26 protein-coding genes and 1 pseudogene are annotated in these 24,768 nt (G+C 67.7%); 9 read left to right on the top strand and 18 right to left on the bottom strand.

Annotated features, from left to right (window positions below):
- Positions 1-12: 12 nt before the first annotated feature.
- The 3 genes and pseudogenes from BLV60_RS23625 to BLV60_RS23615 all read left to right on the top strand — a co-directional run bounded on the left by BLV60_RS23625 (position 13) and on the right by BLV60_RS23615 (position 5,305).
- Positions 13-1,041, top strand: a complete 1,029-nt coding sequence (locus BLV60_RS23625) for a ligase-associated DNA damage response exonuclease (protein ID WP_093057722.1) — start codon at positions 13-15, stop codon at positions 1,039-1,041.
- A pseudogene (locus tag BLV60_RS23620) lies at positions 1,038-2,693 on the top strand (ATP-dependent DNA ligase). Before BLV60_RS23625 ends, BLV60_RS23620 begins: the two are co-directional and overlap by 4 nt.
- Complete coding sequence (locus BLV60_RS23615; RefSeq protein WP_093057721.1) at positions 2,690-5,305, top strand: ligase-associated DNA damage response DEXH box helicase; 2,616 nt, start codon at positions 2,690-2,692, stop codon at positions 5,303-5,305. The pseudogene BLV60_RS23620 and the gene BLV60_RS23615 overlap by 4 nt, the downstream one beginning before the upstream one ends.
- A gap of 5 nt (positions 5,306-5,310) precedes the next feature.
- Here BLV60_RS23615 and trxC read toward each other — a convergent pair whose 3' ends face one another.
- Positions 5,311-5,760: a thioredoxin TrxC gene (gene trxC / locus BLV60_RS23610; protein ID WP_093057720.1), complete on the bottom strand. Its 450-nt coding sequence runs from the start codon at positions 5,758-5,760 to the stop codon at positions 5,311-5,313.
- A 77-nt stretch (positions 5,761-5,837) separates the two neighbouring features.
- Between trxC and pdeM the strand changes: the two genes are divergently transcribed.
- Complete coding sequence (gene pdeM / locus BLV60_RS23605; RefSeq protein WP_093057719.1) at positions 5,838-6,518, top strand: ligase-associated DNA damage response endonuclease PdeM; 681 nt, start codon at positions 5,838-5,840, stop codon at positions 6,516-6,518.
- On the opposite strand, the gene BLV60_RS23600 is transcribed toward pdeM, so the two are convergent.
- The 3 genes from BLV60_RS23600 to BLV60_RS23590 are packed head-to-tail and all read right to left on the bottom strand — an operon-like array spanning position 6,515 to position 8,572.
- A complete protein-coding gene (locus BLV60_RS23600) occupies positions 6,515-7,054 on the bottom strand; it encodes a TPM domain-containing protein (protein WP_093057785.1) in 540 nt (179 codons plus the stop codon). The genes pdeM and BLV60_RS23600 overlap by 4 nt on opposite strands.
- Positions 7,055-7,059: 5 nt before the next feature.
- Positions 7,060-7,962: a TPM domain-containing protein gene (locus tag BLV60_RS23595; protein ID WP_093057718.1), complete on the bottom strand. Its 903-nt coding sequence runs from the start codon at positions 7,960-7,962 to the stop codon at positions 7,060-7,062.
- 10 nt (positions 7,963-7,972) lie between these two features.
- Complete coding sequence (locus tag BLV60_RS23590; RefSeq protein ID WP_371127398.1) at positions 7,973-8,572, bottom strand: LemA family protein; 600 nt, start codon at positions 8,570-8,572, stop codon at positions 7,973-7,975.
- A gap of 46 nt (positions 8,573-8,618) precedes the next feature.
- Here BLV60_RS23590 and BLV60_RS23585 point away from each other — a divergent pair, with 46 nt between their 5' ends.
- Positions 8,619-9,377: a hypothetical protein gene (locus BLV60_RS23585; protein WP_093057717.1), complete on the top strand. Its 759-nt coding sequence runs from the start codon at positions 8,619-8,621 to the stop codon at positions 9,375-9,377.
- Position 9,378: 1 nt separating this feature from the next.
- Here the strand turns inward: BLV60_RS23585 and BLV60_RS23580 are convergent, their stop codons facing one another.
- The 7 genes from BLV60_RS23580 to BLV60_RS23550 form a co-directional block, all read right to left on the bottom strand.
- Positions 9,379-10,053, bottom strand: coding sequence for a cysteine hydrolase family protein (locus tag BLV60_RS23580; RefSeq protein ID WP_093057716.1), 675 nt, complete (start codon positions 10,051-10,053; stop codon positions 9,379-9,381).
- A complete protein-coding gene (locus BLV60_RS23575) occupies positions 10,050-10,982 on the bottom strand; it encodes an ABC transporter permease (protein WP_093057715.1) in 933 nt (310 codons plus the stop codon). Before BLV60_RS23575 ends, BLV60_RS23580 begins: the two co-directional genes overlap by 4 nt.
- On the bottom strand, positions 10,979-12,100 hold the full coding sequence (locus BLV60_RS23570; RefSeq protein WP_371127399.1) for an ABC transporter permease: 1,122 nt from the start codon (positions 12,098-12,100) through the stop codon (positions 10,979-10,981). Before BLV60_RS23570 ends, BLV60_RS23575 begins: the two co-directional genes overlap by 4 nt.
- A gap of 19 nt (positions 12,101-12,119) precedes the next feature.
- The gene (locus tag BLV60_RS23565; RefSeq protein ID WP_093057713.1) at positions 12,120-13,649 is read right to left on the bottom strand and encodes an ABC transporter ATP-binding protein; all 1,530 of its coding nucleotides are present in this window, start codon (positions 13,647-13,649) and stop codon (positions 12,120-12,122) included.
- Between the two features lie 4 nt (positions 13,650-13,653).
- Positions 13,654-14,760: a BMP family ABC transporter substrate-binding protein gene (locus BLV60_RS23560; protein WP_093057712.1), complete on the bottom strand. Its 1,107-nt coding sequence runs from the start codon at positions 14,758-14,760 to the stop codon at positions 13,654-13,656.
- Between the two features lie 68 nt (positions 14,761-14,828).
- On the bottom strand, positions 14,829-15,215 hold the full coding sequence (locus BLV60_RS23555) for a VOC family protein (protein ID WP_093057711.1): 387 nt from the start codon (positions 15,213-15,215) through the stop codon (positions 14,829-14,831).
- A 305-nt stretch (positions 15,216-15,520) separates the two neighbouring features.
- Positions 15,521-16,522 (bottom strand): isopenicillin N synthase family dioxygenase, encoded by a 1,002-nt coding sequence (locus BLV60_RS23550; protein ID WP_093057784.1) that lies wholly within the window; start codon positions 16,520-16,522, stop codon positions 15,521-15,523.
- Between the two features lie 206 nt (positions 16,523-16,728).
- Between BLV60_RS23550 and rutR the strand changes: the two genes are divergently transcribed.
- Complete coding sequence (gene rutR, locus BLV60_RS23545; protein WP_093057710.1) at positions 16,729-17,436, top strand: HTH-type transcriptional regulator RutR; 708 nt, start codon at positions 16,729-16,731, stop codon at positions 17,434-17,436.
- A gap of 12 nt (positions 17,437-17,448) precedes the next feature.
- Here the strand turns inward: rutR and rutF are convergent, their stop codons facing one another.
- Genes rutF through rutA form a run of 6 tightly spaced genes read right to left on the bottom strand, consistent with a single transcriptional unit; the run spans position 17,449 to position 21,759 of the window.
- A complete protein-coding gene (rutF, locus tag BLV60_RS23540; protein ID WP_093057709.1) occupies positions 17,449-18,003 on the bottom strand; it encodes an NADH-dependent FMN reductase RutF in 555 nt (184 codons plus the stop codon).
- A 12-nt stretch (positions 18,004-18,015) separates the two neighbouring features.
- On the bottom strand, positions 18,016-18,618 hold the full coding sequence (locus tag BLV60_RS23535; RefSeq protein WP_093057708.1) for a malonic semialdehyde reductase: 603 nt from the start codon (positions 18,616-18,618) through the stop codon (positions 18,016-18,018).
- Positions 18,615-19,421, bottom strand: coding sequence for a pyrimidine utilization protein D (rutD, locus tag BLV60_RS23530; RefSeq protein WP_093057707.1), 807 nt, complete (start codon positions 19,419-19,421; stop codon positions 18,615-18,617). The genes BLV60_RS23535 and rutD overlap by 4 nt, the downstream gene beginning before the upstream one ends.
- Positions 19,422-19,426: 5 nt before the next feature.
- Positions 19,427-19,819 (bottom strand): pyrimidine utilization protein C, encoded by a 393-nt coding sequence (gene rutC / locus BLV60_RS23525; protein ID WP_093057706.1) that lies wholly within the window; start codon positions 19,817-19,819, stop codon positions 19,427-19,429.
- 22 nt (positions 19,820-19,841) lie between these two features.
- On the bottom strand, positions 19,842-20,633 hold the full coding sequence (gene rutB / locus BLV60_RS23520; protein ID WP_256329524.1) for a pyrimidine utilization protein B: 792 nt from the start codon (positions 20,631-20,633) through the stop codon (positions 19,842-19,844).
- Positions 20,634-20,646: 13 nt separating this feature from the next.
- Positions 20,647-21,759 carry a pyrimidine utilization protein A gene (rutA, locus tag BLV60_RS23515; RefSeq protein WP_093057705.1) on the bottom strand — a complete coding sequence of 371 codons (1,113 nt, stop codon included), beginning with the start codon at positions 21,757-21,759 and terminating at the stop codon, positions 20,647-20,649.
- A gap of 217 nt (positions 21,760-21,976) precedes the next feature.
- Here rutA and BLV60_RS23510 point away from each other — a divergent pair, with 217 nt between their 5' ends.
- The 3 genes from BLV60_RS23510 to BLV60_RS23500 are packed head-to-tail and all read left to right on the top strand — an operon-like array spanning position 21,977 to position 24,079.
- Positions 21,977-22,429 (top strand): YybH family protein, encoded by a 453-nt coding sequence (locus tag BLV60_RS23510; protein WP_093057704.1) that lies wholly within the window; start codon positions 21,977-21,979, stop codon positions 22,427-22,429.
- 53 nt (positions 22,430-22,482) lie between these two features.
- Positions 22,483-23,505, top strand: a complete 1,023-nt coding sequence (locus BLV60_RS23505; protein WP_093057703.1) for a YheT family hydrolase — start codon at positions 22,483-22,485, stop codon at positions 23,503-23,505.
- Positions 23,506-23,509: 4 nt separating this feature from the next.
- Positions 23,510-24,079 (top strand): DUF2946 family protein, encoded by a 570-nt coding sequence (locus tag BLV60_RS23500; protein ID WP_093057702.1) that lies wholly within the window; start codon positions 23,510-23,512, stop codon positions 24,077-24,079.
- A gap of 47 nt (positions 24,080-24,126) precedes the next feature.
- Here BLV60_RS23500 and BLV60_RS23495 read toward each other — a convergent pair whose 3' ends face one another.
- Positions 24,127-24,738 carry a c-type cytochrome gene (locus BLV60_RS23495; RefSeq protein ID WP_093057701.1) on the bottom strand — a complete coding sequence of 204 codons (612 nt, stop codon included), beginning with the start codon at positions 24,736-24,738 and terminating at the stop codon, positions 24,127-24,129.
- Positions 24,739-24,768: the final 30 nt, after the last annotated feature.

Here is a 24,768-nt window from a genome sequence, read left to right as displayed (position 1 = left end):
CCATGGCGTGCCATGCCCGCAAAGCAGGAAGAAGACCTTCTCGTTGTCGCCCGGCCCGAGGGCCTGTACTGCCCGCCCGGCGATTTCTACATCGACCCGTGGCGGCCGGTGGCGCGCGCCGTCATCACGCACGCGCACTCTGACCACGCGCGCCCCGGGCATGCGCACTACCTGGCCCACACCGACAGCGCCGGCACGCTGCGCACGCGGCTCGGCCCTGACATCGACCTGCAGACGCTGGCCTACGGCGAGGCCATCGAGCACCACGGCGTGCGCGTCTCGCTGCATCCGGCCGGCCATGTGCTGGGCTCGGCGCAGGTGCGGCTCGAACACGGCGGGCGCGTGTGGGTGGCCTCGGGCGACTACAAGACCGAGCCCGACGGCACCTGCACGCCCTTCGAGCCCGTGCCTTGCGACACTTTCATCACCGAGTCGACCTTCGGCCTGCCGATCTACCGCTGGCCCACGCAGGCCGTGCTGTTCGCGGAGATCGATGCATGGTGGCGCGCCAATGCGGAAGCAGGGCGCGCATCGGTGCTGTTCTGCTACGCCTTCGGCAAGGCGCAGCGCATCCTGCATGGGGTGGACGCGAGCATCGGGCCGATCGTCGTGCACGGGGCGGTGGAGCCGCTCAACGCCGTGTACCGGGCGGCAGGCGTGGCATTGCCGCCTACCTTGCGCGTGAGCGATGAAGGCGTCGATGCTGCATTGCTGAAGCGCGCGCTGGTGCTCGCGCCGCCATCGGCACAAGGCTCGCCGTGGATGAAGCGCTTCGGCAACTACGCCGATGCCTTTGCGAGCGGGTGGATGCAGCTGCGCGGCACCCGGCGGCGGCGCGGCGTGGACCGCGGCTTCGTGATGTCCGACCACGCCGACTGGCCCGGACTGCAGCAGGCAATTGCAGGCACCGGCGCGGAGCGCGTGTTCGTCACGCATGGCAGCGTGCAGGTGATGGTGCGATGGCTCACCGAGATCGGCCTCGACGCGAAGGGCTTCAAGACCGAGTACGGCGACGAGGACGATCAGGAGGCAGAGGCATGAAAGCCTTCGCCGCCCTCTACCGCGACCTCGACGCCAGCACGTCGAGCCTCGCCAAGCAGGCGGCACTGCAGCGCTACCTGCGCGACGCAGATGCTGCCGATGCCGCATGGGCCGTCTACTTCCTCGCCGGTGGCAAGCCGCGCCAGCTCGTGCCCACCAAGCTGCTGCGCCTGCTTGCACAGGACGCGGCGGGCCTGCCCGAATGGCTGTTCGACGAAAGCTACGACGCCGTGGGCGACCTCGCCGAAACCATCGCGTTGCTGTTGCCGCCACCGAGCGAGGCACACGACCTCGGTCTCGCCGGCTGGGTCGAGCAGCATCTGCTGCCGCTGCGCGAAGCCGCAAAGGCCTCGCCCGAGCAGCTTGCCGACCGCCTGCGCGCGCAATGGCGGCAGCTCGCTGCCGAAGAGCGGCTGGTGTACTTCAAGCTCATCACCGGCGCGTTCCGTGTCGGCGTGTCGAAGCTGCAGGTCACGCAGGCGCTCGCCGCGGTCGGCGGCATCGATGCCAAGCGCGTCGCGCAGCGGCTCATGGGCTACACGCACATCGGCGCGCGGCCAAGGGCCGACGACTACCGCACGCTCATCGCCCCCGAGTCGAGCGCCGAGCAGGTGCAGAAGACCAGCGGCCAGCCGTACCCCTTCTTCCTCGCGCATCCGTTCAACCTGCCGCTCGAGCAGTTCGACGCCGCGCTGGGCCCGCCGTCCGACTGGATCGTGGAATGGAAATGGGACGGCATCCGTGCGCAGCTCATCAAGCGCGCGGGCGTCGTGTGGCTGTGGTCGCGTGGCGAAGAGCTGGTGACGGAGCGCTTCCCCGAGCTCGCCGCTCTCGGTGAAGCCCTGCCCGACGGCACCGTGCTGGACGGCGAGATCGCCGTGTGGCGCGACGACCGCGCGCAGCCCTTCGCCGAGCTGCAGAAGCGCATCGGCCGCAAGACGTTGGGTGCGAAGCTGCTGCGTGACATTCCCGTGGTGCTGCTGGCCTACGACATCCTCGAATGGGAAGGCCGCGACCTGCGCGTGCTGCCGCAGTCGCAGCGCCGCACGCTGCTCGACGACCTGGTCACGCGCATGCAGCATCCCTCGCTGCTGCCGAGCCCGATGCTCACGGGCTCAGACTGGCCCGATCTCGCACGCCAGCGCGAAGCGGCACGCACCATGGGCGTCGAAGGCATGATGCTCAAGCGTCGCGACGCGCAGTACGGTGTGGGTCGCACCAAGGACGTCGGTGTGTGGTGGAAGTGGAAGATCGACCCGCTCAGCATCGATGCGGTGCTGATCTACGCACAGCGCGGCCACGGTCGGCGCGCGAGCCTCTTCAGCGACTACACCTTCGCCGTGTGGGACGGTCCGCCCGGGCAGGAAGACCGCAAGCTCGTGCCCTTCGCCAAGGCCTACTCGGGCCTCACAGACGCAGAGATGGCGCGCGTGGACGCAATCATCCGCAAGACCACGGTGGAAAGCTTCGGGCCGGTGAAGAGCGTGAAGCCGACACTGGTGTTCGAGTTGGGCTTCTAGGGCATCGCGCGCAGTACGCGGCACAAGAGCGGCATCGCGGTGCGGTTTCCGCGGATGCTGCGGTGGCGGGAAGACAAGCCGGTGGAAGAAGCGGACACCCTGCAGACGCTGGCGGCGTTGTTGCCCCTATGAAAAGGGCCGTCAAGCAGGCGCTCGACGTGTGGTTCGCTGCGCGCGGCTGGAAGCCCTTCAAGTTCCAGCGCGAGGTCTGGAAGGCCATCGGCGAAGGCAAGTCCGGCCTGCTGCATGCCACTACCGGTGCAGGCAAGACCTACGCGGTGTGGCTCGGCGCACTGCAAGCCTTCTCGCAGGCCCGCAAGGAAAGCGCGCGGCCTGCGGCGCCGCCGCTCACCGTGCTATGGCTTACTCCGATGCGTGCGCTTGCGGCCGACACGCTGCGCGCCCTGCAGCAACCACTCGAAGCCCTCGGCGCCGAGGTGCATCCGTGGAGCGCGGGCGCGCGCAGCGGCGACACCACGTCTGCCGAACGCAGCGCGCAGAACCAGCGCCTGCCCACGGTGCTCGTCACCACGCCCGAAAGCCTTTCGCTGCTGCTCGCGCGTGCCGATGCCCGCGAGGTGCTCGGCCACGTGCAGATGGCGGTGGTCGACGAATGGCACGAGCTGCTCGGCAACAAGCGCGGTGTGCAGGTGCAGCTTGCGCTCGCGCGGCTCAAGCGCCGGAACCCCGGTCTCGCGATCTGGGGCATGTCGGCCACGCTGGGCAATCTGCATGAGGCGATGCATGCGCTGCTGGGGCATGAAGAAGGCGTGCTCGTGCAGGGTCAGGTGCCGAAGAAGCTCGTCATCGATTCGCTGCTGCCCGGCACCGCCGAGCGCTTTCCATGGGGCGGACACCTGGGCCTCACGATGCTGCCGCAGGTGATCAGCGAGATTGCCGCGAGCAAGACCGCGCTGGTCTTCACCAACACGCGCTCGCAGGCCGAGATCTGGTACCAGGCGATGCTCGAAGCCAAGCCCGAATGGGCCGGCCTCATCGCGCTGCATCACGGTTCGCTCGACCGCGAAGTGCGCGAGTGGGTCGAGCTGGGCCTGAAAAGCGGCGAGCTGAAGGCAGTGGTCTGCACATCGAGCCTCGACCTGGGTGTGGACTTTTTGCCGGTCGAGCGCGTGCTGCAGATCGGCTCGCCCAAGGGCGTGGCGCGGCTGCTGCAGCGCGCGGGCCGTTCGGGCCATGCGCCGGGGCGGCCGTCGCGCATCACGCTCGTGCCCACGCACAGCGTCGAGATGGTGGAAGGCTCGGCAGTGCGCACGGCCATTGCGGCGGGCCACATCGAGGCGCGGCATTCGCCCGACCAGCCGCTCGACGTGCTGGTGCAGCACCTGGTGACGGTGGCGCTGGGCGGTGGCTTCGTGCCCGGCGACCTGTACGAAGAGGTGCGAGGCACGGCCGCATATGAAGGCCTTTCGCGCGAGAGCTGGCAGTGGTGCCTCGACTTCGTCTCGCAAGGCGGCCCCTCGCTCGCGGCCTATCCGGACTACAAGCGCGCCGTGCCCGATGCAGAAGGCGTCTGGCGCGTGCCAGATGCGCGGCTCGCGCGGCGGCATCGCATGAACATCGGCACCATCGTGAGCGACGCGAGCATGTCGGTGCAGTACCTCGGCGGCTCGAAGATCGGCAACGTCGAAGAGAGCTTCGTCGCGCGCATGAAGGCCGGTGACTGCTTCCTGTTCGGCGGCCGGTTGCTCGAACTCGTGCGCATCCACGACATGACGGCCTGGGTGCGGCGCGCCAGTGGCAAGCGCCCTGCGGTGCCGCGCTGGAGCGGCGGGCGCATGCCGCTGTCGAACACGCTGGCCGATGCGGTGGTGCAGCAGCTGGCGCTGGCCGGCGAGGGGCACTACGACTCGCCCGAGCTGCAATGCGTGCGCCCGTTGCTCGAAATACAGCAGCAGTGGTCGGCACTGCCGACGCCGCAGACGCTGTTGGCCGAGACCTTGAGCACGCGCGAAGGCTCGCACCTGTTCCTCTATCCGTTTGCGGGCCGGCATGTGCACCTTGGGCTCGCGAGCCTGCTGGCCTGGCGCGTCGCGCAGCACGAGGCGCGTACCTTCTCGATCGCAGTCAACGACTACGGCTTCGAGCTGCTGAGCGCGACCGAGGTCGATTGGGCCGCGCTGTTGCCGCAGGTGCTGAAGCTGCCGGAGGGCGATGACGCGCATGCGGCGTTGCTGCACGAAGTGCTGGCGTCGCTCAATGCGAGCGAACTCGCGCAGCGGCGCTTTCGCGAGATCGCGCGCGTGTCGGGGCTCATCTACCAAGGCTATCCGGGTGAGAAGCGCAGCAGCAAGCAGTTGCAGGCATCGTCCTCGTTGTTCTGGGAGGTGTTCCGCAAGTACGACCCCGGCAACAGGCTGCTGCAGCAGGCCGAGCAGGAACTCCTCTCGCAGGAGCTCGAAATCGGCCGCCTGCGCGCCAGCCTCGAGCGCATGGCCACGCAGCAGCTCGTGCTGAAGCCGCTGGCGCGGCCGACGCCGTTCTCGTTTCCGCTGATGGTCGAGCTGTTCCGCGAGAAGCTGTCGAACGAGAACGTGGCCGACCGCATTGCGCGCATGGTCGAGCAGCTGGAGAAGGCTGCAGGTGGCGCTGTCACGGCTGGTGGCGTGGAGCGCGTGAAAGGCACGCTGGCCTTCGGTCAGGAGGGGCCGGGCAAGCCGGCGAAGTCGTCATCAGGCGCTCGGCGCGAGCGCAGGCGGCCTTCGCGTCCGTTGCCGCCCCTGTGAACAGATCAGCCGGCGCCGTGCGCCTTCACCCATCGCACGATGTCCGCCGCACTCATCGCACCGGCCTGTCGCGCCACTTCGCGGCCACCGCGGAACAATGCCAGCGTCGGGATGCTGCGGATGTTGAAGCGCGTGCCCAGGGCAGGCACGGCCTCGGTGTCGACCTTGGCCAGCCGCACTTGCGGTTCGAGCTGGGCCGCGGCCTGCTCGTAGCCCGGCGCCATCTGGCGGCACGGGCCGCACCAGGGCGCCCAGAAGTCGACCAGCACCGGGATCTCGTTGCGCGAGATGTGGCGGTCGAAGGTGGCTTCGTCCGGCAGCGCGGTCGAATGGCCGGCGAACAGCGGGCGGTGGCAGCTGCCGCAGTCGGGCGCACTGCCCAGCTGCGCCGCGCGCACGCGGTTGGTCGTGTGGCAATGCGGGCAGACGATGTGCAGCGGGGGCGATTCGGTCATTTGCAGAAACTGGGGGCTGCTGGAGCCCATTGCAAGACGGTCGCCTGCCAGAGCGTCTTTTGCGACACTGGCAGCCCGTGACCTTTCCAGACTCCTCCGCATCGCCGCTCCCGGTCCATTGGGCGGGCGAACTGCTGCACCTGCTGCCCGAGCGGGCGTTGTGGTGGCCCGATGCGCGCGTGCTGTTCGTGGCCGACCTGCATCTGGGTAAGGCCGCGACCTACCGCGCGCTCGGCCAGCCGGTGCCGGGCGGCACCACGCGGGAAAACCTGGCGCGGCTCGATGTGCTGATCGAACGGCATGCACCGCAGCGCATCGTGTTTCTCGGCGACTTCCTGCACGCGGCGCAGGCGCGCACCGTGCTCGCCACGGTGGAGGCTTGGCGCACGCGCCATGCGGGCGTCCCGATGACGCTGGTGCGCGGCAACCACGACAGCCGCGCGGGCGATCCGCCGGACACGTTCGGCATCGAGGTGGTCGACGAGCCATTTCTGCTCGGGCCGTTCGCCTGCTGCCACCATCCGCAGTCGCATGCGACGCACTTCGTGCTCGCGGGGCACCTGCATCCCGTTTGCAGGCTCCATGGGCCGGGGCGCGACAGCGTGCGACTGCCGTGTTTCGTGAGTGATGCGCAGCAGGCCGTGCTGCCGGCTTTTGGCGAGTTCACGGGCGGGTGGTTGATGGAATCGGCGCCGGGGCGGCGCTTTCACGCGGTGGGTGGCGATGCCGTGTGGGCCTTGCCGCCGCAGGAAGGCTAGAGCACCACCGGCTCGTCCGGCAGCTCGTTCACGTCCACTTCGCCCTCGCCCAGCGGAAAGTGTTCCACCAGCAGGGCCGAGATTTCTTCCAGCGCCTGCGTGAGCCCATCCTCGAAACGGCCTTCGCGAAAGGCCGCGCCCATGCGCTGCGCCATTGCGGCCCATTCGGCATCGTCTACGCGAGCATTGATGCCGCGGTCCGCCACGATCTCGATGGCGTGTTCGGCCAGCAGCAGGTAGATGAGCACGCCGTTGTTGTGCGCGGTGTCCCACACGCGCAGCTTGCCGAACAGCGTGACAGCACGTTCGCGCGGCGGCGCATGGCGCCACAGGTACGACATCGGCAGGCCGGCCTCGACGCAGATGCGGATCTCGCCGCTGTGGCGTCGCTCGCTCGCGGCCACGCGGCCTGCAAGGCGCTCCAGCGCGGCCGGTGGCAGTGCACGGCGAACCTCGGACTCGTCGATCCAGCGATGGCGCCAGATGCGGCCGAGCTTCGAGAAGAAGCTGGCGTCGGTTGGATTGGTCGTCGTCATCGTGTTCACCAGTCCCCCGACGCGCCGCCGCCGCCGAAATTGCCACCGCCGCCGGAGCTGAAACCTCCTCCTCCGCCGCCCCCACCACCGCCGCTCCAGCCTCCGCCTCCACCGGAGCTCCAGCCGCCACCCCCGCCGCCGCCAGTCCGCCCGGCGCCCGCGACCAGCGAGACGATGAGTGCGACAAGCGCCGCGATCACCGCGATGGCGATGCTGGTGGTGATGAAGAAAACGACCACGCCCACACCGCCGCCCACGACCATCGTGCCCAGCTTCTTGCCGAGGACGGCGCGCGCGACCGGCGCACCGATGAAGACGCCGACGAACAGGAAGATCGCGAGGTTCTCCCAGTCGAAGCCACCACCGCCGCCGCCTCCGCTGCCCGTGTCGCGCGAAGGCTCCGGCAGCGGCTCGCCGTCGACCAGCCCGATGAGCCGATCCACCGCCGCGTTCAGCCCGCCCGCGAAGTCGTTGTTGCGAAAGCGCGGCTTCATCTCCTCGTCGATGATGCGCACGGCCGCGAGGTCGGGCACCGCGCCTTCGAGCGCCTTGGCGGTGGCGATGCGCATCTTGCGATCGTCCTTGGCCACGACCACCAGCAGGCCGTCGCCGACATCCTTGCGGCCGATCTTCCAGGCGTCGCCCACGCGCTGCGTGTAGCTGGCGATGTCCTCGGGCGCGGTGGTCGGCACCATCAGCACCACGATCTGCGAGCCCTTGCGCTGCTCGAAGGCTGCGAGCTTGGCGTCCAGGCCGTTGCGCTGCGCGCTGTCCAGCGTGCCGGTCTGGTCGATCACCCGCGCGGTGAGCGCGGGCACCGGCAGCAGGCCCTGGGCCAGCGCGACCCCGGCCAGGGTCGCGAGAACGAGCGCGGCCAGTGCGCGACGGAGCAGTGCGGCAATGGCCATTGGTGCTGGCTTACTTCTTCGGAGCGCTGAAGTCGACAGTAGGCGGCGTGGAAATCTGCGCCTCGTTCTGCACCGAGAAGTTGGGCTTCGGCGCGTAGCTGAAGATCTTGGCCGTGATGTTGGTCGGGAAGCTGCGAGCGAGCACGTTGTACTCCTGCACGCTTTCGATGTAGCGGTTGCGCGCCACGGTGATGCGGTTCTCGGTGCCTTCCAGCGTCACGCGCAGGTCGCGGAAGGCCTGGTTGGCCTTGAGCTCGGGGTAGCGTTCCGACACCACCATCAGCCGCGACAGCGCCGAAGAAAGTTCGCCCTGCGCCTGCTGGAACTTGTTGAAGGCCTCGGGGTTGTTCAGTGTCTCGGGCGTCACCTGGATCGAGGTGGCCTTGGCGCGCGCCTCGATCACCTTGGTGAGCGTGTCCTGCTCGAAGCTGGCCTCGCCCTTCACGGTGGCCACGATGTTGGGCACGAGGTCGGCGCGCCGCTGGTACTGGTTGAGCACCTCGCTCCAGGCCGATTTACTGGCCTCGTCGAGGGACTGGAACTGGTTGTAGCCGCATCCGCTCAGGGACAAGACCGCCGCGAGAATCAAGAGCCAGCGCTTCATCATCATTTGCATTACCTCCGCAGAATTGCCGGAAGGTAGCATAGATGGCTCCATGTCCCTCGACCCTCTACAAGCCCTGCAGGCCGCCAACCGTGCGGTACTGCCCGTTGCTTCCGACGCTTTTGGCACGCTGCTGATCGCGGGCGCGACCGGTGCGCTGGGAGCGGAGCTGCTGCGGCGGCTGGCCGGCAGCCACCGGCATGCCCATACCCGCGTGCTGGCGCGCGAGCCCATTCGCGACGGGTTGCGCGGCGTGGAAACCTACCTGAGCCCGGCCCCGCCGATCGCGCAATGGCCGCTGACTTCGGCCCACACGGCCATCGTCGCCTTCGACCCGCCGCGGCTGTACCACGACCGCGAACGCGCGCTGTGGGTGCCCGAGCCTTCAGATTTGCCCGAACTGGCCCGATGGCTGCGCGCCTGCGGCGTGCAGACGCTGGCCATCGTGCAGCCGCACGACCAGGGCCGGCTGCCCGAGGCGCTCAAGCGGGGGCTCGCGAGCCTCGACGAGCAGGCGGTGGTGGCCTGCGGCTTCGAGCGCGTGATCCTGGTGCGCTCGGCGCGCAAGCCGGTGAATGCGAAGTTCGCCAACCCGCTCGAGCGGCTGGCCGCGTGGATGCTGTCCGTCGTGCGCTTCATGGTGCCGAGCAGCGAGCAGCCGGTGCGCGCATCGAAGGTGGCGGAGCTGGTCGACGTGGCGCTGCGCATCGCGCCGCCGGGCGTGCATGTGGCCGCACCCGAAATGGTGTGGCAGGCCGCCCAGGGCGACATGCCCGGCGTGGCCGCACGCTGGCTTGGCGTATCGGGTTAATTCATCCGCGCCACTGGCGCAGCAGTTCCGCCGAATCGACCACCAGCCCGAGGTGCAGCGACACCATCGCGAGCGCCGCGCCCTCCAGGTGCGGGTCGGTGCCGCGCACCAGGTCGCGCAGCACGATCACGCGGTAGTTGTGATTGTTGGCGTCGAAGGCCGTGTTGAGCACGCAGCAGTCGGTAAAACCGCCGTTGAGCACCACCGTCTCGATGCGCTGGTTGCGCAGCAGAAAGTCGAGGTCGGTCGGGTAGAAGGCCGACAGCCGGCGCTTGCTGTCCACGCGCATGTCACCGGGCTCGACGCGCGTGACCCACTCGGTCCACTTCGAGCCTTCGATGGCGTGCGCGTCGGCATTCGGAATTTCGCCGACATGCAAAGGAAAGGTGCGCCGCCATGCAGAAGGAATGCCGCGAATGTCGTCCACGCCATCGGGCCGGAGCACCGACTTGATGTGCACGATGCGCACGCCCAGCGCGCGCACTTCGTCATGGAAGCTGTCGATGGGCGCCACCACGTCGCGTGCGCGCGGCGCGGGGCAGGGGCAGTCGGGGCTGTCGTCGAGGTGGCCGCGGTGCATGTCGATGGAGACGACCGCGGTGGTGGCGGGGTTCAGGTAGTCGGCGAATTGCGCTGCGTCGAGCTCGCGCTCTTCGTTGTAGACCCAGGCCTTCATCGGCGTTCTTCTCTCACGTAGGGTTGGCCCAGCGCGCCGGGCTCTTCATCGGCGCCGCGCCGCGAGAGCGCGACCCACACCATCACGCCGAGCGTCACCGCATACGGCGTCATCATCACGAAGTACTGCGGCAGCTGCACGCCGGCTGCGGCCAGCTGCGGAATCAGCGCCTCGATGCAGCCGAACAGCAGCGCGCCGACCAGCGCCTTCCACGGCGACCAGCGCGCGAAGATCACCAGGCCCACCGCGATCCAGCCGCGTCCGCCGGTCATGCCCGCGATCCACAGCTTGGTGCTGACAACCGAGATGTAGGCGCCCGCCAGCCCCACCAGCGCCGAGCCCGCGAGCACCGCCGCGAAGCGCCATGCCGTCACGCGGATGCCGGCCGCATCGGCCGCCTGCGGGTTCTCGCCCACCGCGCGCAGCCGCAGGCCGGTGGAGGTGCGTGCGAAGAACCACGCCACCGCGCCGAAGATCGGCAGCGTGAGCCACACCATCGCGTTCTGCTCGAAGAGCCTGCCCACGACCGGCAGCAGCGACAACGGCCACAGCGCCATCGCGCCGATGCCTTCGGTGGCATGGTTGGTCCAGTCGGCCATCGAGCCGACCAGCGCCGTGAGCCCCTGGCAGAAGAACACCAGCGCGAGCCCGGCAATTACCTGGTTCACGCGCAGCCAGATCACCATTACCGCGAACAGCACCGACACCACGCTGGCCGCGAGCATCGCGAGCATCAGCGACACGGCCGGCTGCCCGATGGCGATCTGCGCGCCGATGCCGGCGAGTGCGCCGACCAGCATTAGCCCTTCGGCGCCGAGCGCGAGCACGCCCGCGCGCTCGCAGATGATGAGGCCGAGTGCCGCGAGCGCATACGGCACCGCGAAGTCAGGCGTGCTCGCGAGCCAGTTGAGCATGATGCTGCCGCTCATTGCGCAGCCTCCCCGCCCACGCGGCGCAGCCGGTGGCGAATGAAGAAGTCGCTCGACGCCACGCACACCACGATCACCGCCTGGATGAGCTGCACCATCGAGAACGGCACCTGGTAGAACACCTGCAGGCTGCGTCCGGTGACGAACAGCGCCGCCACCAGCAGCGCCACCACCGTGGCCGCGAGCGGGTTGTTGCGCGCGAGAAAGGCGATGAGGATGCCCGAGAAGCCATAGCCCTGATAGAAGGCCTGAGTGAGCCGGCCCTCCTGCCCCGCGACCACCGCGAAGCCCGCGAGTCCGGCCATCGCGCCCGACAGCAGCACCGCGCCGTAGATGGTGCGCCGCACCGGCACGCCGTTGGCATGCGCGACGCGCGGGTTCGCATCGACGAAGCGCAGGTAGAGCCCCACGCGGCTCACGCTCACCAGCCACCACGCCAGCAGCGCGACGATGCCCGCAAGCAGGATCGAACTGCCGATGCCCGCACCCAGCTCGGGCAGCCGCTCGAACACGCGGAACTGCGGCGAGTACGGAAAGTTGTCCTTCGGGTCCTTCCAGCTGCCGTAGACCAGGTGCAGCAGGAAGTTGGCCGCCATGTAGTTGAGCATCAGCGTCGAGATGATCTCGTTCACGCCGAGCTTCAGCTTGAGCCACGCGGGGCCCAGCACCCACAGCAGGCCGCAGCCGATGGCTGCCGCAAACATCAGCGGCAGGCGCAGGTTCTCGGGGCCGATCTGCCACATCGAGATGGTGGTCGCGCCGATGGCGCCCCAGATCATCTGGCCCTCGAGGCCGAGATTCCAGAAGCGCGCGCGGAATGCGATGGAGCCCGCGAGGCCGACGAGGATCATCGGCGCGGCCTGGAACAGCACGGCGCGGAAGTTCTGGCCGTCGAAGAAGGTCTGCATCACGAACTCGTTGGCGAGTTCGTCGGCGGGCACGCCCGCGGCCACGAGGATCGCGGCGGAGATGGCGAAGCCCACCAGCAGTGCGGCCGCGAGGATCAGCGCCTGCCAGCGCCAGGCCATGTGCTGGCGGATTTCGAGCGCGTAGCGGCGGCGCGCGAGCGGTTGTGTGTGCTGCTGCGAGTTCACCTGGGTCCTGGGCGCTTGTGCCATGTCGACGGAGAGCGAGGCATCAGCCATGGTCCACCATCGCCTGTCCGATGGCCTGCCGGTCGGCGGGTTGAGCGAACTCGCCGGCGATGCGCCCGCGCGTCATCACGCCCACGCGGTCGGCCAGCTGCAGCACTTCGTCGAGGTCTTCGCTGATCAGCAGTACTGCCGCGCCGCTGTCGCGCGCGGCGCGCAGCCGCGCATGCACCTCGGCGCTGGCGCGCACGTCGAGCCCGCGGCTCGGGCTGTGCGCGAGCACCAGCGTGGGCGACTTGCCGAATTCGCGCGCGAGCACCAGCTTCTGTGCATTGCCGCCCGAGAGCAGCGCGGCCTTCTGCGCGACCGAGCGCACGCCCTGCACGTCGAAGGCGCGCACCGCCTCCTGCGTGTCGCTCTGGATGCGGCCACGGCGCAGGCGCCACACGGGGCCGTAGCGGCCGGTGTGCACGCGGCCGATGGCGTAGTTCTCGGCCACCGAGAGGCCACCCGCGAGCGCGAGCCCGTATCGGTCGGCCGGAATGGCTGCAATGCCGATGCCGCGGCGTGCCGATGCGGCCATGGTCTTCAGGTCGCCGTGGCCTTCGAGTCGTATCTCGCCTTCGGTGGCTTCGCCCGGCAGGCCCATGATCGCGCCCGCCAGTTCGCCCTGGCCGTTGCCGCCTACACCGGCCAGGCCGTAGATTTCGCCCGCGTGCAGTTCGAGATCCACGCCGTCGAGCACGCGCCGGCCTTCGGGCGAGGCGGGTGTGCGCAACCCGCGCACCGAAAGGCGCACGGGGCCGCGCGATGCGGTCGAAGCCTGGAATCCTTGCGTGGCAATCGATTCACCCACCGTGAGCTTCACCAGCTCGGCGACCGATGCTTCGCCCGGCTTCAGCGTGGCAACCGTGCGCCCGCCGCGCATCACCGTCACGCGGTCGGCATAGGTCTTCACATCGGCCATCTTGTGCGTGACCAGCACCACGGCGGAACCGGCGCGCGCCAGGCCCTGCACCGTCTGCAGCAGGCGTGCGGCCTCCTGGTCGGTCAGCACGGCCGTGGGCTCGTCGAGGATCAGGATGCGCGCACCCGCGAGCAGCACCTTGAGGATCTCGACGCGCTGCTGTTCGGCAATCGACAGCGCATCGATGCGTTTCGACGGATCGATGTCGAAGCCCAGCTCCGAGGCCTTGTTGCGAATGTCGCGCTCGATCTCGCGCAGCCGCTCGCCATGGCTTTGGAACTCGGCCGGCGGCGGCGCGGTGAGCAAGATGTTCTGCGCCACCGTGAACGGTCGCACCAGCTTGAAATGCTGATGGACCATGCCGATGCGGTGCTTCGCCGCGTCACGCGGACCGGCGAAGCGCACCGCGTTGTCGTCCACCAGCAACTGCCCGGCCTCGGGCGCATAGAGCCCGGCCGCGATGTTCATCAGCGAAGACTTGCCCGCGCCGTTCTCGCCCAGCAGCGCATGCACCTCGCCCCAGCGCGCGGCAAAGTGAGCGTCGGTCAGCGCCGCGAAGCCGTCGAAGGACTTGCGGATGCCGGTGAGTTCGAGCGCGTTGTTGGGCATGAAATTACTTCTGCGTGACCACGCCCTTGACGAACCAGTCCATCTTCCACAGGTCCGCATCGGACAGCACCGCGCCCTTGGCAACGCGCTCCTTGCCGTCGCGGTCGGCGAGCGGGCCGGCGTAGACCTGCTTGCCCTTCATGATTGCGTCGCGCTCGGCGGTGATGACCGCGGCCTTGTCCTTGGGCACGGCGGGGCCGAAGCCTGCGATGTCGGTGCCGCCGTCCTTCATCTCGATGAAGGCGCCGTACTGCGCGGGCTTCCAGTTGCCGGCCATCACCTTCTTCAGCTCAGGCGTCAGGAAGCGGTCCCACACCCACACCGACGAGCACAGCGTGGCCTTGGGCGCGAACTGGCGCAGGTCGCGGTGGTGGCCGGTGCCGTACACGCCGCGCTCCTGCGCGACGATCTGCGGCGTGGGGCTGTCGACGTGCTGGCCGATCACGTCGGCGCCCTGGTCGATGAGTGCGGCGGCGGCGGCGCGTTCCTTCACCGGGTCGTTCCAGGCGCCGGTGTAGATCACGTTGACCGTGGCGTTCGGGTTCATCTTCTGCGCGCCGAGCGCGAAGGCGTTGATGGTCCAGTTCACCACGCCGAAGGGGTTGGCCGCGACGAAGCCGAGCTTGCCGGTCTTCGATGCAGCGCCGGCGGCCATGCCGCAGAGGTACTGGCTTTCGTAGGTGCGGCCGTAGAACGATTCGAGGTTGCTGCCGTTGGTGGTGCCCGAGCCGTTGAGGAAGGCGACATCGGGGTACTTGGCGGCCAGGTCCTTGAAGCTGTCGGAATAACCGAAGGCCGTGCCAATCACGATGTTGGCGCCGCGCTGGATGAACTTCTCCGCAGCGGGCTTGATGGCCGATGCGTCTTCGGGCACGTTCTCGACGAACTGGATCTTCTGGCCGATTTCCTTTTCGATCTTCACGCGGGCCTCGTCGAAGGCCTGCGTCCAGCCTCCGTCGTTCTTCGGGCCGAAGTAGAGCATCGCGATCTTCGGCTTGTCCTTCAGCGTGAAGCCGTCGGCGGCTGCGGCGGGCAGTGTGGTGAAGAAGGCGCCGCTGGCTGCGATGGTCATCGCGAGACCCAGGCCGGGAGTGAGTGTGCGCAACTGCATGGGACTACCTTTGGTGAGAGGCTTTGAAGAAAGGGAGGACGGAAAAAAGAGAACGAGCGCAGCGCGCGTCACATCATGAAGTTGATGCGGAACACATTGCCCTCGGGATCGAGCAGCACCGACTGGTACCAGTTGTAGTAGGTGACGTACGGCGGCTTGACGAGCGTGGCGCCGGCTTCGAGCGCGACCGGCACCATGCGGTCGACGTCGGCCTGGCTGTCGACGTCGATGTTCAGCAGGAACTTGACGCCGCGTGTGTCTGAAAACTCGCTCAGGTGCAGCAGTTCGTAGGCATCGAGTGCGTTGAAGCCAAGGCTCGACTTGCCGGTGTCCAGGCCTCGGAAGATGGGTGAGCGGATCGCTTCGATCTCTTTGAAACCGAATACTCGCTGGTAGAAGCCGCTGAGTGCGACTACGTCTTTTGCGAAGACGTTGACGTAGGAGAGGCGGGCCATGTCAGTTGCTCATTGGGCGTTTGCTGTTGTTCTTGTTCGGGGCGTGTGCGAATGACACCGGGTACTCCCCTCCGCGAATGTCCCCCGCCTTCGGCTCCTCCTTTATTTCGCTGCGGGGAGCACCCGGTGCCATTCGCACATGGACGCGGCTCTCATGCTGGCGGTTCGACCGCAGCGCCTGACGATCACGTCGATGGGGTACCTTGCGCAGCGAAATAAAGGAGGAGGCCGAAGGCCGGGGGACATTCGCGGAGCAAGGTACCCCGTCGGCGTGATCGCACCCCGAAGAACAGCAGGCAGTCATCTCAAGCCATCGCCTTCGTGCCACCAAAGGTCGTCTGCTTGACGAACTTCGAGGTTAGGTGGTCCCCAGAAGAAATCGGCGCGTACTTCGCCGACTCCCCGGGCGCGAGGCAGCTAGGCAGGCACTCGACCATCGCGTCGTAGTTCGGCTGATGGAAGAACACCAGCGATTGCCGGCGATTGGTGCTCGCGATCTCGAAAGGCGGATTGATCACGCGGTGCAGCGTGGACACCCACTGGTCGTTGGTCCACTGCATCATGAGGTCGGCGATGTTGACCACCAGGCCACCCTCGACCTGCGGCACGTCCACCCACTGGCCGGCTTTGTTGAACACCTGCAGGCCCTTGTCGTCGGGCAGCACGATGGTGAGGCTGCCGTAGTCGCTGTGCGCGCCCGCACGCAGCTGGCCGGGCAGCGGTTGCTCGCGCTGCGGCGGATAGCTCAGCACGCGGAACATGCTGATGTGCTTGTCGATCTTGTCGTCGAAGAAGGTCTCGGGCAGCGACAGGCCGAGCGCAAAGACACGCATCAGCGAGCGCGAGAGATCGCTCATCGCCTCGAAGTAGCCTTCGTAGGCTTCGCGGAAGCCTTCGATGGGCGGCCAGCTGTTGGGCTCGAAGTGCGGGCCGGCGGCGGGGCCGCGGTGGTAGTCGTCTTGCGGCACGTTCGACGGGCCGATAGAGAAAGATTCCTTCAGGTCGCCGGGGGCTGCTTCTTCGAGGCTGTACGAGAGCCCTTCCTCGCCCACCGCGCTGTAGCCGCGCACCGCGTCTTCGCGCGGGCGGTCGACCTTGCGCTTTTCGCCCAATGGCATGTCGAAGAACTTGCGCGAGAGCGACGACACGCGCGAGATCAGCTCGGGCGCAATGCCGTGGTTCGTGATGACGAGAAAGCCGATGCTGCGGCAGGCCTCGTCGACCTTCTTCGCGACCTCGGCCTTGCCTTCGGCGGTGCCCGCGAAGTAGGGCGCTAGATCGATGATGGGGACGGACAGCAGGGTCATGGCAGGTTCCTCATGCTTGGCATGCCTTTCGCCATGCAACGTCTGTGCCAGTTGGACCAAATGGACAAAACGCATCCGTCGCGTCAGCATGGTGCGCAACGACGCGCTGCGAAGGCGGCTGCGGCGCAAGGCGATGCACCACGGCCTTACAGTGGTGCGCTGTGTTGCCTGCCGATTCATCAACGAACGAACAAGAGCGAGGGAAGATGCCGAAGACCAAAGCGCTGGCCGCCAGTGCCAGCAAAGAGAAGAGCCCGGCGCGCAAGCGCGCAAAACCCGCGGTGCGCAGCGCGTCCGCGGTGAGCCGCCGGCTGCGCCAGATCGAGGACAAGCGCAGCGCGATCCTCGGTGCGGCGCTGGGGCTGTTCTCCCGCTTCGGCCTGCACGGCACGTCGATTGACCAGGTGGCGGCACGCGCCGATGTATCGAAGAGCAACCTGCTCTATTACTTCGCGAACAAGGAAGAGCTCTACGTCAACGTGCTGCGCGATCTGCTCGCGCTGTGGCTCGAGCCACTGCGCGGCTTCAGTGCCGAGCAGGACCCTGGCGAGGCCATCGGCGACTACATCCGCCGCAAGCTCGTGGTCTCGCGCGACCGGCCCGATGCATCACGGCTCTTCTGCCTGGAAATGATCCAGGGCGCGCCGCTGCTGCGCGACGAGCTCGACCGCGAACTGCGTACGCTGGTGGAGAAAAAGTCGGAGGTGATTCGCGCGTGGGTCGAAGCGGGAAAGCTGGCGCCCGTCGATCCGCATCACCTGATCTTCGCGCTGTGGGCGGTGACGCAGCACTACGCGGACTTCGGCGTGCAGGTGCAGGCGCTGTCGGGGCATACGCTGGACGATGAGGCGTTCTTCGAGAAGACCGTCGAGAACGTGCAGCGCATCTTTCTTCAAGGCATCACGCCGCGCTGATTCGGGAGGAGGTCAGTGCGGCGGCGCCGCGATCTCGTGATAGCGCCGGTCGAAGTAGATCAAGCCCTGCGTCGCACCACCGATGACAATGGCCACCGCTTCGCAGAACAGCACGTCGTGCGTGCCCGCGCTCGTCGCATGCACCACGCGGCAGTCGAAGGACACGGCTGCGTCGTCGAGCATCGGCGAGCCGGTGGTCTTGCGGCTCCAGTTGCCGGCGGCGAAGCGCTCGTCCATCGGCGTCTTGCCGCCGAACAATGCGGACAGCGACTGGTGCCCCGCGGCCAGCACGTTCACGCACAGCACGCCATTGGTCTTGAACGCCGGGTACACCGAGGCCGAACGGTTCAGGCACACCAGCAGCGTCGGGGGCTCGTCTGTCACGCTGCACACGGCCGATGCCGTAAAGCCGGCGCGGCCCGCGGGGCCGTCGGTGGTGATGATGTTCACCGCCGCGCCCAGCCGCGCCATCGCGTTGCGGTAGTCGGCCTTCTCCAGGCTCGGCAGCAGGCCGGCGGGGTTCGATGACGATGAAGCAGCGTGGGAGGCCATGGCATTCAGCAGCATGTGGTGAGTCCTTCAGGCCAGCACGCAGGCCTCGTCGAAGGGCAGCCGCGGCAGGCGGCCGAACACCTTCGACGCATCGCCGTGGCCCAGGTTGATGAGGAAGTTGACGGTCCAGTCGGTGCCTTCGAAGAAGGCAGCGTCGACCTTCGCCTTGTCGAAGCCCGACATCGGGCCTGCATCGAGGCCGACCGCGCGCGCTGCGAGCAGCAGGTAGCCCGCCTGCAGGCTGGCATTGCGAAAGGCGGTCTCGTGCGCGGCCTCGGGGCTGCCGGTGAACCAGCTGCGCGCATCGGCATGCGGGAACAGCGTGGGCAGCTTGTCGTAGAACTTGCGGTCCCACGCGGCGATGACCGTGACCGGTGCGGCCATGGTCTTGTCGAGGTTGCCCTTGGAGAGCGAGGGTGCGAGGCGCTGCTTGCCTTCGGGCGTGCGCACGAAGACGAAGCGCGCGGGCGTGCAGTTGGCCGATGTGGGGCCGAGGCTCGCCAGCGCGTAGATCTGCTGCAGCTGTGCGTCGGTGACGGGTTCGTCGGTCCAGCCGTTGTGGGTGCGCGCGCCGGTGAAGAGCAGCGACAGCGCGGCGTCGTCGAGTGTGGATGCAAGAGTTGTGGTCATGCTGGAACGGCGGATGCGCTGACCCGCGAGAGAAAGTCGAGCAGGCTGCGGTTGAAGGCTTCGGCCTCGGTCACGCTGTGGGCATGGCCGCCGTGCGGCATGAAGTCGAGCGTGACGTCGCTCAGGCCATCGGCCAGGCGCTGCGAGCAGGTCCAGGGCACGAGCGTGTCGTCTTTCGCCGCGGCGATGAGTGTGGGTGCGGTGATGTCGGCAAGGCGAGCGTCGATGTCGAAGGCGCGCAGGGCAGCGATGCGCGCACGCATGTTGGCCTCGCCCGGAAAGTGCGCGAAGGCGTGGTCGACTTCGTCGGTCACGCGCTGTGCGTGTTCGGCGGCCCAGGCTGCGGGGTACAGGAAGATCGGCTGCGCTTCCACGTACGCGCGCGGGCCGCAGGCGCCGAGCAACGCAAGTCGCGCATCGAAGCAGCGCGCCGAATGCGGGTTGGGCTTCGACCACGCGTTGATGAGCACGAGGCTCGCAATGCGCGAAGGCGCGTCGAGCGCTAGCTGCAGACCCACGAGGCCGCCGAGTGCATGGCCCGCGAAGTGGCACTGCGAAGTGTTCGTGGCGTCGAGGATTTCGAGCACGTCCTTCGCCATGTCTTCGATGGCATACGCCGCTGGCAATGCGGCAGGGCTGCGGCCGGTGCCGCGCTGGTCGTACGCAATGACGCGGTGCCCGGCGGCAACCAGCGCGCCGAGCTGCGGCTGCCAGAACCCGGCCGAGCCACCGAGGCCCGACGACAGCAGCACGGTGGCTGCGGCATCGGACGGCCCGTGCACTTCGTAGTGCAGCGACGGCATGTGCTTCAGCCCTTCTTGCCGACGTGCGCGATCGAGGCGATCTCGACCAGGGCATCGGGCTTCACCAGGCCGCACTGGATGCAGTAGCGCGCGGGCTTGGTGCCGGGAAAGAACTCGGCATACACCGTGTTGATCTTCCCGTAGTCGGCCCAGTCCTTGATCATGATCTGGTTGAAGGTCACGTCGTCCATGGTGCCGCCCGCTGCCTCGACCACGCCCTGGATGATGGTGAGCACGTGACGAGCCTGCGCGGCCGCGTCGCCCACGTGGACCACGTTGTTGTCCTTGTCGAAGGGCAGCGTGCCCGACACATAGAGCACGCCGTCGGCGAGCGTGCCGGGAACATAGGGGGCGAGTGGCACGCCGGTGCCGGGCGGGATGATGGCTTGCTTGGGCATGAAGAGAGCTCCTTGAAAAGAATCAGACAGTGGCCGCTTCGGCCGGTGCGGGTTGGGTGATGGATGCGGGCGCGAAGGTGCTGCAGAAGTGCTCCACCGTGGAGACCCATCCGAAGAAGGTCTCGACGTTGTAGACAGATGCCTTCTGGATTGCGGGCCCGCCGAGTTCGTGCGTCGCGTCTTCGAGCATCACGGCGAAGTATTCGAGGTGGAAGGCGTCGCGCAGCGTCGATTCGACGCACACGTTGGTGGCGATGCCGGTGAACACCAGGTGGCGGATGCCGCGCGCGCGCAGCGTGCTGTCGAGCGTGCTGTTGAAGAAGCCGCTGTAGCGCGTCTTCGGCACGACGATGTCGCCGGGCTGCGGCTTCATCTCTTCGATGAGTTCGTAGTCCCATCCGCCCTTGGCGAGGAACTTGCCCTGCAGCTCGGGCTTTGCACGCATGGTCTTGAGCGCGTTCGACTTGTGCCAGTTCGGCGAGCCGGGGCCGCCGGCCTCCACGTATGCCGCGTCCCAGCCGTTCTGCAGGAACACGACCAGCATGCCGGCCGCGCGTGCAGCCGCTATGGTGCGCGCGATGTTGGCGATGGTGCCTTGCGCGCCGGAGATGTCGAAGCCGGCCGAGTCGACGTATCCGCCGATGGATGCATAGGCGTTCTGCATGTCGACGACGATCAGAGCGGAGTCGCTCGCGTGCAGTGCCAGCGGCTCGGGGCGCGCGGGCAGCACCAGCGGTGCCGGGGCGCCCGGCAGGCGCGGTGCGCCAACGGGGGTGTTCGATGTGAGGGTGGTGTTGCGTGCGGGAGTGCTCACGTGACGCTCCTGCTCAGGCCGCGAGGCGTTCGGGTTCGACCCGCGACGGCACGGGGCTCTGCACGTGCGCGCGGCTCTTCATGTGCGGCTGGATGCGTTCGCCGAAGGCCTCGACGCCCTGCAGGAAATCGTCGAAGGTCAGCAGCACGCCTTCGGTGCCGGGCACCTCGGCCATTTCGTCGAGCATGCGCGCGACGTTTTCATACGAGCCCACGAGCGTGCCCATGTTGATGTTCACGGCCGATGTCGGGTCGGCCATCTGGCGCACGTTGGTGTCGGCGCCCGACTTCGTGTCGGCCGCGCCCTGCTGGCCCAGCCATGCGATGGCTTCGTGGTCGGCGCCGGCCTTGTAGTGCTCCCACTTGGCGCGCGCGGCCTCGTCGGTCTCGTCGGCGATCACCATCATCAGCACGTAGGTGGTGACGTGGCGGCCGGTCTTCGTGGTGGCTTCGATGAGCTTCTCGGCCGCGGGCGCGAAGGCCTTGGGCGTGTTCACGCCCTTGCCGAAGCAGAAGTTGTAGTCGGCGTACTTCGCGGAGAACTCCATGCCCGCGTCGCTCTGGCCGGCGCAGATCACCTTCATGTCGGCCTGCGGCTGCGGGCTCAGGCGGCAGTCGTCCATCTTGAAATGGTCGCCCTTGAAGTCTGACTGGCCGGTGCCCCAGAGGTCGCGCAGCACCTGGATGTATTCGCTCAGGTACTGGTAGCGCGTGCCGAAGAACTGGTCGCCGGGCCACATGCCCATCTGCGAATACTCGGGCCGCTGCCAGCCGGTGACGAGGTTCAGGCCGAAGCGGCCGTTGGAGATCGAATCGATGGTGGACGTCATGCGCGCCACGATGGCCGGCGGCATGACCAGCGAGGCAGCGGTGGCAAAGAGCTTGATCTTGCTGGTGACGGCAGCGAGCCCGGCCATGAGCGTGAAGGACTCGAGGTTGTGGTCCCAGAACTCCGTCTTGCCGCCGAAGCCGCGCAGCTTGATCATGGACAGCGCGAAGTCGACGCCGTAGCGCTCGGCCTTCAGCGTGATCTGCTTGTTGAGTTCGAAGCTGGGCTTGTACTGCGGTGCGTTTTCGGAAAGCAGCCAGCCGTTGTTGCCGATGGGAATGAAGATGCCGACGTTCATGGAGGGGCTCCTGTTGCGAGGTCGCGAAGCTCCTTGCATGCGCCGTGCCAGTTGGATAAGTTGTTTTAAATCAATGACTTATGGAGAATTGGCATCTGCGTTTTGACCATTTGGTCCAAAGTGGAGCAGGCGTTCCAGCCGGATTGCGGCAGCACGGTGCAACCCGGACCAAAGCGGTGCAGTGCCGCCGTCACGGACAGCGCGGCAAAATCGCGCAATGCCCAAGACCCCACTCCGCGCCGCCGCGGCCATCGGCGGTACTGCCGACGACGTCGAAGCGGCCTTCTATGAAGCGCTGCAACGCGGCGACATCGATGCGCTGATGGCCTGCTGGGCCGACGAGGACGAAGTGTTCTGCGTGCACCCCGGCGGCCCCCGGCTGGTGGGGACCGTGGCGATCCGCGCGGCCTTCGAGCAGATGTTCGGCAACGGCGCGATCCACGCCATGCCGGCGCGGGTGCGCAAGATCGAGTCGCTCGGCAGCGCCGTGCACAACGTGCTCGAGCGCATCGAGGTGCTCACGGCCGAAGGCCCGCGCCATGCCTTCGTGCTGGCCACCAACGTCTATCACAAGACCGCCCAGGGCTGGCGCATGGTGGCGCACCATGCGAGCCCGGGTAGCGCGCGCGAGCCGGACGACGCGAACGATCCGCCCCAGACCCTGCATTGATGCCTTCCTTCGCTGCTTCTTCTTCCGCTGCTTCTCCCACTGTTCTCCAGTCGATGGACTACGCGGCGCCGCGCTGGCTGCCCGGCGGCAACCTGCAGACCATCTGGGCTGCGCTCTACGCCCGGCGCTTCGACGGACCGGCTCCGGTCTACCGGCGCGAACGCTGGCCTACGCCAGATGGCGACTTCATCGACGTCGACTTCGTGGATGCGCCAGCGCCAGGCCCGAGGCCGCTGCTGGTGCTGTTCCATGGGCTCGAAGGCTCGTCGCGCAGTCATTACGCCGAAGCCTTTGCTGCCTATGCAGCGTCTCGCGGCATGGCCTTCGCGGTGCCGCATTTCCGCGGCTGCAGCGGCGAGCTGAACCTGGCGCCGCGCGCGTACCACTCGGGCGACTTCGAGGAGATCGGCTGGATCCTGGCGCGCATGCGCGACCAGCATGCGCAAAAGGGCGGCGGGCCGGTGCTGGCGGCGGGCGTGTCGCTTGGCGGTAATGCGCTGATGCGATGGGCCTCGGAGGCGGGCGAGACCGCTTCGGGCGTGGTGGGCGCGGTGGCCTCGGTCTGCGCGCCGCTCGACCTCGCGGCGGGCGGCGAAGCCATTGGCCAGGGCTTCAACAAGCTGGTCTACACGCGCATGTTCCTCGCGACCATGAAGCCCAAGGCGCTGGCCAAGCTGGCGCAGTTTCCGGGCCTGTTCGACCGCGAGCAGCTGATGTCGTCGCGCAACCTCTACGACTTCGACAACGTCTTCACCGCGCCGCTGCACGGCTTTCGCGATGTCGATGACTACTGGTCGCGGGGCTCGGCCAAGCCGCACCTGGCTTCGATCCGCGTGCCTGCGCTGGTGGTGAATGCGCGCAACGATCCGTTCATTCCGGCGCGCAGCCTGCCGAAGCCCGGCGAGGTGGGGGCGCACGTCACGCTGTGGCAGCCCGCGCACGGTGGGCATGTCGGCTTTCCGATGGGGCTGCCGCCGGGGCATGTGCACGGCATGCCGGAGCAGGTGGGCGGCTGGCTGCAGCTGCATGGCGGCGCTTCGGCTGACGGTAGGGGCTTGTCGCCAGGACGAGAATGACGCGATGGACGACATCGTCAAACAAGCATTGGCCAAGTGGCCCAACGTGCCGCACTGCTACGGCTGGCTCGGCCTCGACGCGCGCGGCAACTGGTACATGCGCGATGACCGCACACAGGCCATGGGCCCGTTCCGCGCGGCCAAGGGCTCGATGCTGCGGCACGACAAGCTGATCGACTTCATCCATCGCAACTACGAGCACGACGACGAGGGCCAGTGGTTCTTCCAGAACGGGCCGCAGCGCGTGTATGTGGAGCTGGAGGCTTCGCCGCTGGTATGGCGGGTCGCCGAAGATGAGGGCGGCGGCTTCACCGTCACGGCCCATACGGGCAAGGCGACCGAGGTATCGGACTGCCTGCTCGATGAGGACGGCCGGCTCTATCTGGTTTCGCCTTTCGGGCTCGGGCTGGTGCACACGCAGGACGTGGGCATCGCTGCCGAGGCCGTCGAACGCGGGCTGTGGATACCGGAGGCGGTGCAGGCCAGCGAGCTGCCCGGCCGCTTCGGACACGTGCTGAGCCCGGCTGAGCGCCACGCCGACTCGGCCACACCAGCCCCTGTCGCACAGCCATGAAAAAAGCCGGCGCTGAGCCGGCTTTCTTGCGTGACTAGGGAAAACGCTTACTTCGCAGGAGCGCTGGCCGCAGGGGCCGCACCCGAGGCACCTTCAGCGGGTGCAGCAGCGGCCGGACGGTCCGGCACCGGGAACTTGGCGCCGCCGGCGTTGGCCATGTAGACCACTGCACGACCCACTTCGAGGTCTTCGAAGTCGCCGCCGCCCTGCGGGGGCATGGCGCCCTTGCCCTTCAGGGCATGCTCGAGGAGCGTTGCATAGCCTTGGCCGATGCGGGGACCCCAAGCGGCTGCGTCCTGGAAGTGCGGGGCGCCGGGAATGCCGGGCGCTCCGTGGCAGGCGACGCACTGGGCCTTGAACACGACCTCGCCTGCAGCGAGCGGGCGGTTGGCGTCGCGGATCTCGATGGCGCCGACCTTCTTGAGGCGTTCGGCCACTTCGCGGTCGCGCGCTTCCTTGGTCACGCCATAGAGCGACATGCTGTCGCCCTCCGCGATGCCTGCGGGCTTGGTGCCCGAGACCACGTAGGAGACAAGACCCACGATGATCAGGATCGGGGCTATGAAGGAGAAAAATACCGCGAGCAGCAGTTGCTTCGGGTTCTTGATCGGCCCGGTGTGGGCTTCTTCTGTGGCCTGGTAATGCGGGTCTGCGCTCATTGGCGTCCTCAATTATCGGGGGCTCGTCGG

This window comes from Variovorax sp. YR634 (assembly GCF_900106655.1).
Lineage (GTDB): Bacteria > Pseudomonadota > Gammaproteobacteria > Burkholderiales > Burkholderiaceae_C > Variovorax.
Note: the sequence above shows the minus strand (reverse complement) of the source record. Positions and strands in the feature narration are given on the sequence as shown.

Bases quoted from the DNA above. Each gene is read 5' to 3' on its own strand.
- BLV60_RS23625 (WP_093057722.1), top strand. From the start codon at position 13: ATGCCCGCAAAGCAGGAAGAAGACCTTCTCGTTGTCGCCCGGCCCGAG.
- BLV60_RS23615 (WP_093057721.1), top strand. From the start codon at position 2,690: ATGAAAAGGGCCGTCAAGCAGGCGCTCGACGTGTGGTTCGCTGCGCGC.
- trxC (WP_093057720.1), bottom strand. From the start codon at position 5,760: ATGACCGAATCGCCCCCGCTGCACATCGTCTGCCCGCATTGCCACACG.
- BLV60_RS23600 (WP_093057785.1), bottom strand. From the start codon at position 7,054: ATGACGACGACCAATCCAACCGACGCCAGCTTCTTCTCGAAGCTCGGC.
- BLV60_RS23595 (WP_093057718.1), bottom strand. From the start codon at position 7,962: ATGGCCATTGCCGCACTGCTCCGTCGCGCACTGGCCGCGCTCGTTCTC.
- BLV60_RS23590 (WP_371127398.1), bottom strand. From the start codon at position 8,572: ATGATGATGAAGCGCTGGCTCTTGATTCTCGCGGCGGTCTTGTCCCTG.
- BLV60_RS23585 (WP_093057717.1), top strand. From the start codon at position 8,619: ATGTCCCTCGACCCTCTACAAGCCCTGCAGGCCGCCAACCGTGCGGTA.
- BLV60_RS23580 (WP_093057716.1), bottom strand. From the start codon at position 10,053: ATGAAGGCCTGGGTCTACAACGAAGAGCGCGAGCTCGACGCAGCGCAA.
- BLV60_RS23575 (WP_093057715.1), bottom strand. From the start codon at position 10,982: ATGAGCGGCAGCATCATGCTCAACTGGCTCGCGAGCACGCCTGACTTC.
- BLV60_RS23570 (WP_371127399.1), bottom strand. From the start codon at position 12,100: ATGGCACAAGCGCCCAGGACCCAGGTGAACTCGCAGCAGCACACACAA.
- BLV60_RS23565 (WP_093057713.1), bottom strand. From the start codon at position 13,649: ATGCCCAACAACGCGCTCGAACTCACCGGCATCCGCAAGTCCTTCGAC.
- BLV60_RS23560 (WP_093057712.1), bottom strand. From the start codon at position 14,760: ATGCAGTTGCGCACACTCACTCCCGGCCTGGGTCTCGCGATGACCATC.
- BLV60_RS23555 (WP_093057711.1), bottom strand. From the start codon at position 15,215: ATGGCCCGCCTCTCCTACGTCAACGTCTTCGCAAAAGACGTAGTCGCA.
- BLV60_RS23550 (WP_093057784.1), bottom strand. From the start codon at position 16,522: ATGACCCTGCTGTCCGTCCCCATCATCGATCTAGCGCCCTACTTCGCG.
- rutR (WP_093057710.1), top strand. From the start codon at position 16,729: ATGCCGAAGACCAAAGCGCTGGCCGCCAGTGCCAGCAAAGAGAAGAGC.
- rutF (WP_093057709.1), bottom strand. From the start codon at position 18,003: ATGCTGCTGAATGCCATGGCCTCCCACGCTGCTTCATCGTCATCGAAC.
- BLV60_RS23535 (WP_093057708.1), bottom strand. From the start codon at position 18,618: ATGACCACAACTCTTGCATCCACACTCGACGACGCCGCGCTGTCGCTG.
- rutD (WP_093057707.1), bottom strand. From the start codon at position 19,421: ATGCCGTCGCTGCACTACGAAGTGCACGGGCCGTCCGATGCCGCAGCC.
- rutC (WP_093057706.1), bottom strand. From the start codon at position 19,819: ATGCCCAAGCAAGCCATCATCCCGCCCGGCACCGGCGTGCCACTCGCC.
- rutA (WP_093057705.1), bottom strand. From the start codon at position 21,759: ATGAACGTCGGCATCTTCATTCCCATCGGCAACAACGGCTGGCTGCTT.
- BLV60_RS23510 (WP_093057704.1), top strand. From the start codon at position 21,977: ATGCCCAAGACCCCACTCCGCGCCGCCGCGGCCATCGGCGGTACTGCC.
- BLV60_RS23505 (WP_093057703.1), top strand. From the start codon at position 22,483: ATGGACTACGCGGCGCCGCGCTGGCTGCCCGGCGGCAACCTGCAGACC.
- BLV60_RS23500 (WP_093057702.1), top strand. From the start codon at position 23,510: ATGGACGACATCGTCAAACAAGCATTGGCCAAGTGGCCCAACGTGCCG.
- BLV60_RS23495 (WP_093057701.1), bottom strand. From the start codon at position 24,738: ATGAGCGCAGACCCGCATTACCAGGCCACAGAAGAAGCCCACACCGGG.